Annotated in this window: 9 protein-coding genes and 1 pseudogene; 5 read left to right on the forward strand and 5 right to left on the reverse strand. The window is 59.3% G+C overall.

The genetic code is table 11. From position 1 onward, the window contains the following. Positions 1-12 precede the first annotated feature (12 nt). Positions 13-706, forward strand: a pseudogene (locus JIO00_RS14975) (pirin family protein). Positions 707-894: 188 nt separating this feature from the next. Here the strand turns inward: JIO00_RS14975 and pgm are convergent. The 4 genes from pgm to JIO00_RS14995 all read right to left on the reverse strand — a co-directional run bounded on the left by pgm (position 895) and on the right by JIO00_RS14995 (position 7,191). Further along, positions 895-2,541 carry a phosphoglucomutase (alpha-D-glucose-1,6-bisphosphate-dependent) gene (pgm, locus tag JIO00_RS14980; protein ID WP_102593491.1) on the reverse strand — a complete coding sequence of 549 codons (1,647 nt, stop codon included), beginning with the start codon at positions 2,539-2,541 and terminating at the stop codon, positions 895-897. Between the two features lie 120 nt (positions 2,542-2,661). Then, the gene (locus tag JIO00_RS14985; protein ID WP_200666117.1) at positions 2,662-4,062 is read right to left on the reverse strand and encodes an aminotransferase-like domain-containing protein; all 1,401 of its coding nucleotides are present in this window, start codon (positions 4,060-4,062) and stop codon (positions 2,662-2,664) included. A 67-nt stretch (positions 4,063-4,129) separates the two neighbouring features. Continuing rightward, positions 4,130-5,608, reverse strand: coding sequence for a hypothetical protein (locus tag JIO00_RS14990; protein ID WP_077747844.1), 1,479 nt, complete (start codon positions 5,606-5,608; stop codon positions 4,130-4,132). Between the two features lie 560 nt (positions 5,609-6,168). Next, the gene (locus tag JIO00_RS14995) at positions 6,169-7,191 is read right to left on the reverse strand and encodes a zinc-dependent alcohol dehydrogenase family protein (RefSeq protein WP_010460426.1); all 1,023 of its coding nucleotides are present in this window, start codon (positions 7,189-7,191) and stop codon (positions 6,169-6,171) included. 269 nt (positions 7,192-7,460) lie between these two features. Between JIO00_RS14995 and JIO00_RS15000 the strand changes: the two genes are divergently transcribed. From JIO00_RS15000 to JIO00_RS15015, 4 genes are all read left to right on the forward strand, one after another. Next, positions 7,461-8,378, forward strand: coding sequence for a LysR family transcriptional regulator (locus tag JIO00_RS15000; RefSeq protein WP_008156370.1), 918 nt, complete (start codon positions 7,461-7,463; stop codon positions 8,376-8,378). Between the two features lie 311 nt (positions 8,379-8,689). Further along, entirely contained in the window at positions 8,690-9,943 is a 1,254-nt protein-coding gene (gene mexE / locus JIO00_RS15005) for a multidrug efflux RND transporter periplasmic adaptor subunit MexE (protein WP_010460432.1), read from the forward strand. A 15-nt stretch (positions 9,944-9,958) separates the two neighbouring features. Further along, positions 9,959-13,141: an efflux RND transporter permease subunit gene (locus JIO00_RS15010; RefSeq protein ID WP_169857729.1), complete on the forward strand. Its 3,183-nt coding sequence runs from the start codon at positions 9,959-9,961 to the stop codon at positions 13,139-13,141. Continuing rightward, positions 13,138-14,559 (forward strand): efflux transporter outer membrane subunit, encoded by a 1,422-nt coding sequence (locus JIO00_RS15015; protein ID WP_010460436.1) that lies wholly within the window; start codon positions 13,138-13,140, stop codon positions 14,557-14,559. Before JIO00_RS15010 ends, JIO00_RS15015 begins: the two co-directional genes overlap by 4 nt. A gap of 55 nt (positions 14,560-14,614) precedes the next feature. On the opposite strand, the gene JIO00_RS29955 is transcribed toward JIO00_RS15015, so the two are convergent. After that, positions 14,615-14,743, reverse strand: a complete 129-nt coding sequence (locus tag JIO00_RS29955) for a hypothetical protein (RefSeq protein WP_256577972.1) — start codon at positions 14,741-14,743, stop codon at positions 14,615-14,617. Positions 14,744-14,843 lie beyond the last annotated feature (100 nt).

Below are 14,843 nucleotides of genomic sequence, written 5' to 3' on the forward strand. Positions count from 1 at the left end.
CAGGAGACGATCATGCTTGAACTCAGACCTTTCAGCTCCCTGGGCGGCGCCCACCATGGCTGGTTGGATGCCCACCACCACTTTTCGTTCGCCGAGTACCACGACCCGAAACGCATGAACTGGGGCAACCTGCGGGTATGGAACGACGACGTGATTGCCTCCGGCACTGGGTTCCCTAAACACCCGCACCGGGACATGGAAATCATCACCTATGTTCGTGAAGGTGCAATTACCCACGAAGACAACCTCGGCAACAAGGGCCGCACCGAAGCGGGCGACGTTCAGGTCATGAGCGCCGGCACCGGGATCGCTCACAGTGAATACAACCTGGAAGCGAACGAAACCAGGATCTTTCAGATCTGGATCATCCCGAACGAATCCGGCCTGGCCCCCTCTTGGGGCGCCAAGCCATTCCCGAAAGGCCAGCGAGAAGGCTTCGTGACGTTGGCCAGCGGTAAGGCGGGTGACGATCAAAGCCTGCGAATCCGTGCCGATGCACGGCTGGTGGCCGCCAATCTGAAGGCCGGTGAATCCGCCGAGTATCGCCTGGACAGTGGCCGTCGCGCTTATCTGGCCGGCTACCGGGGTCATTGAAGTCAATGGCTTGCGTGCACAAGCTCGAGACGGTGTTGCCGTGGCGGATGAGCAGGTGTTGCGGGTAACTGCGATTGAGGACAGTGAGATCGTGTTGGTGGATCTGGCTTGATCGGGTAAATGCAGGGCAAAAAAAGGGGCGACCGTTGATGGTCGCCCCTTTTTTTACATCTGAATCCTGAGTGGCCGTGCTGGCGTCTTCGCGGGCAAGTCTCGCTCCTACAGGATAGATATCGCTCACAATCATGTGATCGACTCCGCCCATGCAGGAGCGAGGCTTGACCGCGAAGGGTCGCTCAATCACTTCGCAGAAATAGCGCCATCCACCAGGGTCTGAGCTTCTGCAACCAACTGCTTGAGGTGCTCGTCACTGACGAAGCTCTCAGCGTAGATCTTGTAAATATCTTCAGTCCCCGAAGGCCGTGCTGCGAACCAGCCGTTCTCGGTCATGACTTTCAAACCGCCAATGGCCTGGTCGTTACCCGGCGCGTGGCTGAGGATGCTCTGGATCGCTTCGCCCGCCAGTTGGGTCGAGGTGACCTGATCCGGTGACAGCTTGCTCAACAAGGCCTTCTGTTCAGGGTTGGCCTTGGCGTCGACGCGCACCGAGAACGGTTCGCCGAGCTCGTCAGTCAACGCACGGTAGGCCTGGCTCGGGTCGCGACCGGTACGAGCGGTCATTTCTGCCGCCAGCAATGCCGGAATCAAGCCGTCCTTGTCGGTGCTCCAGACGCCGCCGTCCTTGCGCAGGAACGAGGCCCCCGCGCTTTCTTCGCCGCCAAAGCCTAGCGAACCGTCGAACAGACCGTCAGCAAACCATTTGAATCCGACCGGCACTTCGTACAGGCGACGGCCCAGGCGCTTGGCCACACGATCGATCAAGCCGCTGCTGACCACGGTTTTGCCCACGGCAGCATCGGCGCGCCACTGTGGACGGTTCTGGAACAGGTAATCGATGGAAACGGCGAGGTAGCTGTTCGGTGCCAGCAGACCACCGGACGGGGTCACGATGCCATGGCGATCGTGATCCGGGTCGCAAGCAAACGCTACGTCAAAGCGCTCTTTCAGACCGATCAGGCCTTGCATGGCATGGCTCGACGAGGGGTCCATCCGGATTTGCCCGTCCCAGTCGACTGTCATGAAGCGGAACGTCGGGTCGACCTGTTTGTTCACCACTTCCAGGTCCAGACGGTAGTGCTCGGCAATCGCCGACCAGTAGCGCACCCCTGCTCCGCCCAGCGGATCAACGCCCAGACGCAGCTTGGCACCACGGATGGCATCGAAGTCGATCACGTTGATCAGGTCGGCGACGTAGGTATTGAGGTAATCGTGACGATGGGTCGTGCCGGCCTTCAATGCCTGCTCGTAGCTGATGCGTTTGACGCCGGCCAGCTTGTTGCCCAGCAGCTCGTTGGCCTTCGCTTCGATCCACTTGGTGATGTGGGTATCGGCCGGTCCACCGTTGGTGGGGTTGTATTTGTAGCCACCGCTTTGCGGCGGATTGTGCGATGGCGTGATGACGATACCGTCCGCCAGGCCCGAGGTACGGCCGCGGTTGTAGCAAAGAATCGCGTGGGAAATCGCCGGGGTCGGCGTGTATTCGTCACCCTCGGCGATCATCACGGTCACGCCGTTCGCGGCCAGCACTTCCAGGGCGCTGGCGCCGGCCGGTGTGGACAGTGCGTGGGTGTCGATGCCGACAAACAGCGGACCATCGATACCCTGGGCTTCGCGGTACAGGCAGATCGCCTGACTGATCGCCAGAACGTGCCATTCGTTGAAACTCAGATCGAACGAGCTGCCTCGGTGTCCGGACGTGCCGAAGGCTACGCGTTGGGTAGAGATGGCGGCATCAGGCTGGCCGGTGTAATAGGCCGTTACCAGTCGCGGGATGTCGACCAACAATTCTGCCGGTGCCGGTTTGCCCGCAAAAGGACTGAGTGTCATGCAAAACCTCTGGAATAGAGTGGTTCAGGAGTAGGAGCGCAGTTTACTGGCAGTTTGACCGCAGCGCGACGTTATCGATCCCGAGGGAAATGTTATCAATCGCCAAAGCCCCACCCCTGCTCAATCGATCGATTCCAGGCGCAAGGCATCGCCCAGCAAACCCATGGCCGCCGCGAGGTCGTGGTCGCCGCCGAAGGTATGGCTCAGGCGCAAGTGTTGCGCGTGCAACCCTTGGAGGCTGAACAGCTCCCCTGGCGCAATCACCACCTGGTGCCTGAGCAGGCGCTGGAACACCCGACGCACATCGACCTGACGCAGCGATTGCACCCAGATCGTCGCACCGCCCAAGGGTTCGACAAAGTGCAAGGCATCCCCCAGACGCTCCTGCAACAGTTGGGTCATGTGCACCTTGCGGTCCTTGAGCAGCCGGCGCAATACCAGCAAGTGCTGATCGATTCGTCCATTGCTGTAAAGCCGTGCGATGGCTTTCTGGCGAATCGGTGACAACCGGAATGAACGTAACAGGAAATGCCGCTGCAGTTCGACGCTCAATTGCCGCGAGAGCAGATAACCATAAGGCGCTTCCGGCCCGATGGATTTTTCGAAGGTGGAGAAAACGATCAGCCGGTCCGGGTTCAGCAGATCGCGAAACCGCAGGCCGTCGGGCTCGAATGCGAGCTCGCCATAGCAGTCGTTCTCCAACACCCAACTGCCATGACGCTCCAGCAGTTCAGCGGTTGACTGCCTGTTGCTGTGGGAAGCCACGCTGCCGCGCGGCATGTTGAGGCCGGAAGAAAGCATGACCAGCCGCACCGGCTTGGTCTCCAGCAGTTGCTTGAGCTGCTCAAGGTCCAGGCCGCCATGGGGTTGCAGGGGCAACTCTATGACCTGGACGTCAGCGTCCTGGAGCAAGCGCAGGATCATCCAGTCGCAGGGCGATTCGACGACTACAATGGCATCTTTGAGACACAGTACAGCGATCAGTATTTCCAGGACACCACGCAAATCGGCGCCAATGTAGACGTTATCGGCGTGCCAGCAACGTGCCGGAGACGAGGTATAGCGTGCGGCCAGTGCGGCGCGCAGTTCCAGTTCGCCACAAGGTTGTGAAGTCGGTTGCGGCTGACGCGGATATTGACGCAGCAGTTCTCTTTCAAGCAGCAACAACGGGCTGTCCAAGGGCTGCAACAACGCCGGTTCATCCGCACTCAACACCAGCATCCCCGGTCGCCTGGCGTTCACATAAACCGTCTCGAGCAGGTCATTGCCGCTGCTGAGCGGGTGAATGGACGACACCGGCAGCGCGTAATAGCCGGATTTGGCGACCGAATACACCCGCCCTTCCTTTTCCAGCAGCGAATAGGCGTACTGAATCGTCGAAATCGATACGCTCAAACGGTCCGCCAATTGCCTTAATGAAGGGAGGCGGACCCGCGTGTCGCTGACGGGCTCGTTGATGAGGTTAGTCAGGTAACGGTACACCGCCTGATAGGCAAAGTCGGTTTCGCGGGGTCCTTTCATGGGTGATGACCAAGCACGCCACGCGCCGCGTGGGGTGGGTGGATGAGCGCGGTAACCCCGAGAATTTTCAACGACCCGTTGACCGTTCGCCATTTGCGGCGTTGCCCGCGTCGAGGTCCAGCGCAGGCTCATCCGCATTACCGACTGCCGGGCCCGGCCCTTCGCCCCTCGCAACCGGTCCCATCCGGTAAAGCGTGCCGATCAACTTGACGGTCAACCCGCTGACGTCGACCATCCATTGCAGCACCTGCTCGGGAGCCGACTTGCCCTGCATCGCCCGGTGCAGATCAGGCAACGCCACGAGCATACCGGGATGGCATTGGCGTAGAAAACGCTCAAGCGAGGCGCCGTTATCGACGAAGGGCGCGAACAGCAAGCACACCAGTTGAGCCTCACTCAAGCCCAGGCTTTTCTGGGCCTGCGCCGCTGCCAATGCACGCTGGTCGGACATTGTCGTCGGGTTAACGAACGTTTCCATTACCTGCTCGCAATAGCGCTCGGGAAGCTGTTTGCGACGCATCATGACCAAGGCCCGCTGTACGTAATCGGCGACGCCTGCTTCATAGGTGCGGCCATGAACAAAACACGCCTCCAGCCCCCGAACGTGCGCAGAAATCGTCAGGCTGACAAACTCGTTATCACTAAGCTGGGCCGCCAGTTCGTCAGGCTGAAACCCGAGGAAATCGGTGAGTAGCGGCCAGCGATCTTCCAGATTGCTGACCAGCATGTCGTGAATATCGATGAAGGTTGTGCGCCGACACGCTTCAAATGATTCGGCCGGCCGCCACTCAGCCTGCCCATGCTCAGAATAAAACTCGCGGTAGCAATCGCTGCCCAGTTCATCCAGTCGCGCGAACAGCTCCTCGTAACCGGATTCAGGGGCATTCGATGCATTGAGGCCAGCCTTTTGCGCCGCACGGGTCAACCCATGCATGAACTGCTTTTGCTGACGAGGTGTATCGCTGCTGACCAACGCATCGACGCCTCGGTCCCAACGGCAGATTTGCCCATAAAACTCGCCCGCCGCCAGGTACCCGTCATCCCACAGGTCAAGCGGCCCGTTCCAGGTTCGCCGATGACCCACCATCAACAGATTGAGGCGATTTGACTCGCGACCTGCATCGGAGACCGGCGCCAGATGGCTGAATGGCAGGACTTCCCGGTTATCGACCATCACCACTTCGACCCGAGGATCGTCGTAGAGAAACAGCGCACTGCAACTGTGATGGATGTTTTCAAGGGCCATCGGGCTTGCGCCATTCGTGCGCAAGGTCGCGACTCTCAGCTGGAACGTCGCAGGCGCCCGGCCAGCGATGCTCAATTGTGCGGCGCGCAGCAATGCCAGCGTGTAGCAACAGTCGCGGGTTCCGGACTGGATCGACAACACCTTGTATTCGCCGATCCGCTCCATGCCACCCGCGGAGACCACCAGGCGCTGAATCATCAGCTGCAGTGCCGTGCGCTCGGCGCGTGAAAAAAAACTCAGCAATCGCTGCAATACTTGCTGATAAACATAGTTCATTGCCTGTTCATGGGTATGGGTCATCATTGTTTACCTGTTACGCATAGGTTCGATGTCACGCAAACAACTGTGTGCATTGCGCACACGGCTGACTGACATGATTAAAGTGTTTCGATTGATATGAAATCCTAACACTTAGTTTTGAGTAATTATTTGAAATGAATCGAGCTTACTTGTGACCCTGTCCGCACACGATGGCAGGAAAGCCCCGCAGGACAAGGGTCCTGCGACCACACGAGGGATCCTAGGAAATGTCCGACAGCGTCCCACAGACATGTAGCACGAGAAATAAAGAAAGAAGTCGCAATTAATTTTTCGGCAATTGATCGATAACACGCTATTTGTTGAGCTTGTATTACCGGAGTGCGAAGAAAAGTATCTGTCCAATACCCAGCCATAGCTCATTCCTTGAGATGAAAGTAATCATTCAATTATCGGGGCTTATAGGGTGATTAGAAGATACAGATTGAGAGCAAAAACCAGTTCAGTTGCTGAACTGACTCGTCGCAGGTTGAGGGGGACGTCTCGGAATTTCGGAGGGGGAAATGCAAAAGTCCGTGCAAGCACGGACTTTTTCAGTGGTGTTACGCCGGATCGACCTGGAGCGCAACCCGTTCGCGACACGGGCATTCATCCATGTAGCGGTGCGCCTCGACAAACTCGGAAAACGGAAAGACCCGAGTCTTGAGTGGCAGCAACACGCGGTCTGCGGTCAGCTGGTTGATGTCGCGCAAGGCACGTTGCAGTGCGACCTGATCCTGGATGATGCCCAGCTCCGGCTTGCCAGTGAAGTTGCCGATGCAGTGAACGAAGAACTGAATGTTCTTCTGGAACGCTGCGCAGGCCGGGAACGGCGTCTGGTTACCACCTTGCAGGCCGTACAGCACCAGGCTGCCACGAGGCGCGAGCACATCGCCGAGCAGTGACATCTGCGGACCGCCGAGGCCATCGAACACCACATCCACGCCGCGGTTGTCGGTGATTTTGTTGATCCGCATGAGCAGATCCTCTTCCTCGGTGACGATTACTTTCTCGGCACCCAGTGACAGCAGGTATTCACGTTCTTCAGCGGTCTTGGTGGCGGCAATTACCCGCACGCCCAATGCCTTGCCCAGTTGCACAAACGATGGACCGGCACAGTGGCTCGCGTCAGTCACCAAGGCAAATTGCCCAGGTTTGACACGCGCCAGATCGACATAAGCGAAGTAGGCAATCAGCAGCGGCGTGTAATGCACGGCCGCTTCAATCGGGCTGAGCACGTCCGGATAACGGGTCAATGCCGAGCGAGGCAGAACGATCTGCTCGCCGTAGACCGGATAGTCGTTGGGGCTTTCAGCCGGGAAGCTGGCGACCTTGTCACCGACTGCCAGGTCATCGACGCCCTCGCCGACTGCTGTCACGACGCCGGACATCTCATGGCCAAGGCCAGAAGGCAGACGAGCATGGGATGAGGCCAGGTTCTGGCGCCAGAGAATGTCGTACCAGCTGATGCCAATCGCCTCGACGCGCACCTGCACTTCGCCCGGCGCAGGGAGAGCGGCCGCATGCTCTTCGCATTTGAGCACCTCGGCTGGACCAAACTTGTGAAAACGGATCGTGCGGGACATCGCAAACCTCGTCAAAGAAACCTCTAATGCCCTGAACTCTATCTGGGCTTTCTACCCAAGACTATCAGTGGCTATTAATAGTCGACATGCCTGTCATTGATTCCGCAGCATCCATTGGATCAACGGTTATCGTAAAAATCCGGAGCATCCGTTCCAGGGAAACTGAATTATTCGGTGCAGAGTAGCAGCCTTTCCCCGTAATATTCATGCCGGCCATTGTTCTCATATGGCCGCTCTCGTCAAGCTTGATGACTCTGCCAGGACTCCAGATGAATCGTAATGACCTGCGTCGTGTCGACCTGAACCTGTTGATCGTTTTTGAAACATTGATGCACGAACGCAGTGTGACCCGTGCTGCGGAGAAATTGTTCCTCGGCCAGCCGGCCATCAGTGCGGCGCTCTCACGCCTGCGCGGGCTGTTCGATGATCCGTTATTCGTGCGCACCGGGCGCAGCATGGAGCCTTCCGCTCGCGCGGTGGAAATATTCGCCCTGCTCTCTCCTGCCTTGGATTCGATTTCCACGGCAGTCAGCCGTGCGGCAGAATTCGACCCGGCGACCAGTACGGCGGTGTTCCGCATTGGCCTGTCGGACGATGTCGAGTTCGCGCTGCTGCCGATGCTGCTCAAGCGTTTGCGTGCGGAATCGCCGGGGATCGTATTGGTGGTGCGTCGGGCCAACTACATCCTGATGCCGAGCCTGTTGGCCTCGGGGGAGATTTCCATCGGCGTCAGCTACACCGCCGACCTGCCGGCCAACGCCAAGCGCAAAGTGCTGCGCCGCAGCATGCCGAAGCTGTTGCGCGCCGATACGGTGCCGGGGCCATTGAGCCTCGATGACTTCTGCGCCCGCCCCCATGCGCTGGTGTCGTTTGCCGGTGACCTGAGCGGCTTTATAGATGAAGAACTGGAAAAGCTCGGGCGCAAACGTCATGTGGTGCTCGCGGTGCCGCAGTTCAACGGGCTCAGCACACTCATCAGCGGGACCGATATCGTCGCGACGGTGCCTGACTATACCGCTGAGGCGTTGACGGCGGCTGGCGGGGTGCGAGCTGAAGATCCGCCCTTGCCGGTGCGCAGCTTTGAATTGCACATGGCGTGGCGTGGGTCGCAGGATAATGACCCGGGTGAACGTTGGTTGCGCTCCAGGATCCAGATGTTCTTCGGGGATCCGGATAGCCTGGCGTGATCCTGATCTTTTGTTGGGGCTGATGGCCTCTTCGCGGGCAAGCCTCGCTCCTACAGGGATTTAATCAGCGCCACAATTCCCTGTGGGAGCGGGCTTGCCCACGACTCGGTCTCAAGCCAATCCCTTGCATTCTGCGCAACATAGAATTGTCATCAATCCAATTGATCGCCGTTCAATGTAAGGCGCATGCTAGAGGGCTGGCTTCAGACTTATATCATTCCGAATGATAGTTACCTTTGCTTCATTCGATTCGTGCGATACCACCCCGCCGCTCATCATCCGCCCATCTCAATACATTGGCGGATGCATCCATGGAACAGTCACTCAAACATTTGCGCTTCCCATTGGCCATGTTGGCCGTACTGGTGATGAGCGCCTGCGGCAAGGCTCCGGAGTCTGCCGCTACCATGCCTGCGGCGAAAGTCAGCGTCGCCAAGGTCCTGGAACAACCGGTCAACGAGTGGGACGAATTCACCGGGCGCCTTGAAGCGCCAGAAACCGTAGAAATTCGTCCACGGGTCTCCGGCCAGATTGATGAAGTGGCCTTCACCGAAGGCGCACTGGTCAAGAAAGGTGACCTGCTGTTCCAGATTGACCCACGCCCATTCCAGGCCGAGGTCCGCCGCCTCGAAGCACTGGTGGCCCAAGGCCGCGCCAACGCCACCCGCAGCGAAAACGAAGCCCAGCGTGGCGAACGCTTGCGCACCAGCAACGCGATCTCCGCCGAACTGGCCGATTCGCGCACCAGTGCAGCCCAGGAAGCCCGCGCCGCCGTCGGCGCTCTCCAGGCTCAACTGGACCTGGCCAAACTGAACCTGAGCTTCACCCGCGTCACCGCGCCCATCAGCGGTCGCGTCAGCCGTGCGGAAATCACCGCCGGCAACCTGGTGACCGCCGACACCACCGCGCTGACCAGCGTTGTTTCCACCGATAAGGTCTACGCCTACTTCGACGCCGACGAACGTGTGTTCCTCAAATACACCCAGCTCGCTCGCCAGGGCAAACGCGGTGCAACCACTCCGGTTTACCTCGGCCTGTCCAACGAAGACGGCAACCCGCATCAGGGCGTGATGAACTTCGTCGACAACCAGGTCAACCCGAAAACCGGCACCATCCGCGGTCGCGCGGTCTTTGACAATGCTGACGGACAGTACACCCCAGGCTTGTATGCCCGTTTGAAACTGGTCGGCAGCGGCACTTACTCCGCCGTGCTGATCAACGACGAAGCGGTCGGAACCGATCTGGGCAAGAAATTCGTGCTGGTGATGGATGCCGACAACAAGACGGCCTATCGCTCCGTCGAACTGGGGCCGAAGATCGAAGGCTTGCGCATCGTGCGCAGCGGCCTGAACAAGGATGACACCGTCATCGTCAAGGGTCTGCAACGGGTTCGCCCTGGCTCGCCGGTCACCCCTGAAGTGATCCCGATGGCCAGCGAACAAACCCTCGCGGCACTCGCACAACAACGACAAGCGCTGGAAGCCAGCAACCTGCCCCAAGTCGCACCTGCCAAGGTCGCGCCGGGTACGGTTGTGAAACTGGCTGCTGCGACTCCACGCGGTTAAGGGACGACAACTCCGATGAATTTTTCCCAATTCTTCATTTCACGGCCGATCTTCGCAGCGGTGCTTTCGCTGCTGATCCTGATCGCCGGTGCCATCTCGCTGTTCCAGTTGCCGATCAGCGAATACCCGGAAGTCGTGCCACCGACCGTTGTGGTCCGTGCGAACTTCCCCGGCGCCAACCCAAAAGTCATCGGTGAAACCGTGGCCGCTCCCTTGGAGCAAGCCATTACCGGCGTCGAGAACATGCTGTACATGTCCTCGCAGTCCACCGCTGACGGCAAGATCACCCTGACCATCACCTTCGCACTGGGCACTGACCTGGACAATGCACAGGTGCAGGTTCAAAACCGCGTGACCCGGACCGAGCCGAAACTTCCAGAAGAAGTGACGCGCATCGGTATCACCGTCGACAAGGCGTCGCCCGACCTGACCATGGTTGTGCACTTGACCTCGCCGGACAAACGCTACGACATGCTCTACCTGTCCAACTACGCCTTGCTCAACATCAAGGATGAGCTGGCGCGCCTGGGCGGTGTCGGTGACGTGCAACTGTTCGGTATGGGCGACTACTCGCTGCGGGTCTGGCTCGATCCGAACAAGACCGCTTCGCGCAACCTGACTGCCACCGATGTGGTAACCGCGATTCGTGAACAGAACCGTCAAGTCGCTGCCGGTGCACTGGGTGCGCCCCCTGCGCCGAATGCCACTGCGTTCCAGCTGTCGGTCAACACTCAGGGCCGTCTGGTTTCTGAAGAAGAGTTCGAGAACATCATCATTCGCTCCGGCGACAACGGTGAAATCACGCGCCTGAAAGACATCGCTCGCGTTGAGCTGGGCTCCAGCCAATACGCATTGCGCTCGCTGCTGAACAACCAGCCTGCGGTGGCGATCCCGATCTTCCAGCGCCCTGGCTCCAACGCGATCGAGATCTCCAACGAAGTTCGCGACAAGATGGCCGAACTGAAGAAAAACTTCCCGGAAGGCATGGACTTCAGCATCGTCTATGACCCGACGATCTTCGTGCGCGGCTCCATCGAGGCGGTGGTCCACACCCTCTTCGAAGCGCTGATCCTCGTGGTTCTGGTGGTGATCCTGTTCCTGCAAACCTGGCGTGCCTCGATCATTCCGTTGGTGGCGGTGCCGGTTTCGCTGATCGGTACGTTTGCGGTGATGCACCTGTTCGGCTTCTCGCTGAATGCCCTGTCACTGTTCGGCCTGGTATTGGCCATCGGTATCGTGGTGGACGACGCCATCGTGGTGGTGGAGAACGTGGAAAGGCACATCGAACTGGGAGAAACGCCCGTAGAAGCCACCAAGAAAGCCATGCGAGAGGTGACCGGGCCGATCATCGCGACGGCGCTGGTGCTGTGTGCGGTATTTATCCCGGCGGCGTTCATTTCCGGACTCACCGGCCAGTTCTACAAACAGTTTGCCCTGACCATTGCCATCTCGACCGTGATCTCGGCGTTCAACTCGCTGACACTGTCCCCTGCCCTGGCCGCCGTGCTGCTCAAGAGCCACCATGCGCCGAAAGATGGCTTTACCAAAGTGCTTGATAAACTGTTGGGCGGCTGGCTTTTCCGTCCGTTCAACCGGTTCTTCGAACGCGCCAGCCATGGTTATGTCGGCACCGTAGCCCGGGTTATCCGCAGCAGCGGTATTGCCCTGCTGTTGTACGCAGGCCTGATGGTGCTGACCTTCTTCGGTTTCGCCCACACCCCGACCGGCTTCGTACCCGGCCAGGACAAGCAATACCTGGTGGCCTTCGCGCAACTGCCGGACGCTTCGAGCCTTGACCGCACCGAGGACGTGATCAAACGCATGTCCGACCTGGCCCTGAAACAGCCTGGCGTGGAAAGTGCGGTAGCGTTCCCGGGCCTGTCGATCAACGGTTTCACCAACAGCCCGAATGCCGGCATCGTGTTCGTGACCCTGAAACCGTTCGACGAGCGCAAAGACCCGAGCATGTCGGCCGGTGCGATTGCCGGTGCATTGAACGGCCAGTTCGCCGGGATCCAGGAAGCCTACATGGCGATCTTCCCGCCGCCGCCGGTACAAGGCCTGGGCACCATCGGCGGTTTCCGCCTGCAGATCGAAGACCGGGGCAACCTGGGCTACGACGAGCTGTACAAAGAAACCATGAACATCATCACCAAGAGCCACAACGTGCCGGAACTGGCCGCGCTGTTCACCAGCTACACCGTGAACGTGCCGCAGGTCGATGCCGCCATCGACCGTGAAAAGGCCAAGACCCACGGCGTGGCTGTCAGCGACATCTTCGACACCCTGCAGATCTACCTGGGTTCGCTGTATGCCAACGACTTCAACCGCTTCGGTCGCACCTATCAGGTCAACGTCCAGGCTGAACAACAGTTCCGTCTCGAACCGGACCAGATCGGTCAGCTGAAAGTGCGTAACAACAAAGGCGAGATGATCCCGCTGGCGACCTTCATCAAGGTCAGCGACACCTCGGGCCCGGACCGCGTGATGCACTACAACGGTTTCATCACCGCTGAAATCAACGGTGCGGCAGCCCCAGGCTACAGCTCCGGCCAGGCTCAGGCAGCGATCGAGAAACTGCTCAAGGAAGAACTTCCAAACGGCATGACCTACGAGTGGACCGACCTGACCTACCAGCAGATTCTGTCCGGCAACACCGCGCTGTTCGTGTTCCCGCTCTGCGTATTGCTGGCGTTCCTGGTGCTCGCGGCCCAATACGAAAGCTGGAGCCTGCCACTGGCGGTGATCCTGATCGTACCGATGACCCTGCTGTCGGCCATCATCGGTGTGATTGCTTCGGGAGGCGACAACAACATCTTCACCCAGATCGGCTTGATCGTACTGGTGGGACTTGCGTGTAAGAACGCGATTCTGATCGTCGAGTTTGCCAAGGATAAACAGCAGGACGAAGGTCTCAGCCCGCTGGCTGCGGTCCTGGAAGCATGCCGTCTGCGTCTGCGTCCGATCCTGATGACTTCCTTCGCGTTCATCATGGGTGTTGTGCCTCTGGTCTTCTCCAGCGGTGCCGGTGCCGAAATGCGTCACGCCATGGGTGTGGCGGTGTTCTCCGGGATGCTCGGGGTGACCTTCTTCGGTCTGTTGCTGACACCCGTGTTCTACGTATTGATTCGTAACTTTGTGGAGCGCGGTGAAAAGCGCAAAGCGGCCAAGGTCCTCAAACTGGAGGCGCAACAATGAGCCTTAAAGCCTTCCTGCCGAGCCTTCTGGTACTGGCCTTGAGTGCCTGTGCCGTCGGCCCGGACTACAAGACACCCGCCACAGAGCCGGCCAACATCACCACTGCCACTGACGGCGCTGCCGGCCAGAAAAACTTCGACCGCTCGCGTTTCGAAGGCATCTGGTGGCAGCAGTTCGAAGACCCGACCCTCAACCAGTTGGTGACTCAATCGCTGCAAGGCAACCGTGATCTGCGCGTGGCCTTCGCCCGCTGGAAAGCGGCCCGGGCGATTCGCGATGACGTCAGCAATGACGCCATGCCCACCATCACCAGCCGCGCCAGCAGTGACTTGGGCAAGGGTCAGATCCCGGGCCAGACCACCAAACGGGTCAACAGCGAACGTTACGACCTTGGCCTGGACATGGCGTGGGAGATCGACCTGTTTGGGCGTATCCAGCGCAACCTCGAGTCCGCCGATGCCGAACAGCAGGCGCTCGAAGCCGATCTGTACCAACTGCAAGTCACCATGATTGCCGAACTGGTGGATTCTTATGGCCAATTGCGCGGCGCACAGTTGCGCGAAAAGATTGCCCTGGCCAACCTGAACAACCAGCAGGAGTCGCGCAAGATCACCGAAAGCCTGCGTGATGCCGGCGTCGGCGATCAACTGGACGTCGAGCGTGCCGATGCACGCCTGGCCTCGGTCGAAGCCAGCGTGCCGCAGTTACAGGCCGAACAGGTTCGACAGAAAAACCGTATCGCCACCCTGCTGGGAGAGCGTCCGGACAAGCTGACTGTCGACTTGAGTCCAAAAGACTTGCCGGCCATTGCCAAAGCATTGCCGATCGGTGACCCGGGGCAGTTGCTGCAACGTCGTCCGGACATCCTCAGCGCCGAGCGCAAACTGGCCTCCTCCACCGCCCGTATAGGCGTGGCCAAGGCGGATCTGTTCCCTCGGGTCAGCCTCAGCGGCTTCCTTGGTTTTACCGCCGGCCGTGGTTCGCAGATCGGTTCTGCGGCGGCCAATGCCTGGGCGCTCGGCCCGAGCATTACGTGGGCTGCGTTCGACCTGGGTAGCGTGCGAGCCCGTCTGCGCGGCGCCGATGCCGATGCCGAAGGCGCGCTGGCGACTTACGAACAGCAAGTGCTGCTGGCGCTGGAAGAATCGGAAAACGCATTCAGCGACTACGGTAAACGTCAGCAACGGCTGATCTCGCTGATCCGTCAAAGCGAAGCGAGCCGCGCCGCCGCAGACCTGGCGCAAATCCGCTACCGCGAAGGCACCGTGGACTTCCTCGTCCTGCTGGATGCCCAACGTGAGCGTCTGGCGGCTGAAGATACCCAGGCCTCGGCGGAAACCGATCTTTATCGCGGCATTGTCGCGATCTACAAAGCCCTTGGCGGTGGCTGGCAACCAGAGACGGTCGCCAGCAAGTAATTTTTAAAGAGCTCCTTTGGTTGGCCGCAACCAACCAACTTTTTAGCCCTGCGCCTCATTCGGTCGCGGGGCTTTTTTTTGCTTTTTCAGAAGACAATGTGAGCCCGTTGCCATAGCAGGGATCAGGGTCGGTTTTGAGCCCGGGGTTGATCATCGCCTTGAAGTACTGGAGCAGCGGTTGCATGGGAACACTCTTCGAGCCATCTCCAGCAAGCGTAGTCACTGCTTCAGGGCTTCGACGGGTTTCAATGTCGACGTGACTTGTAGGCAAAATCGCCAGCATC

It is taken from the genome of Pseudomonas sp. SW-3, from assembly GCF_016615645.1.
GTDB lineage: Bacteria > Pseudomonadota > Gammaproteobacteria > Pseudomonadales > Pseudomonadaceae > Aquipseudomonas > Aquipseudomonas mandelii.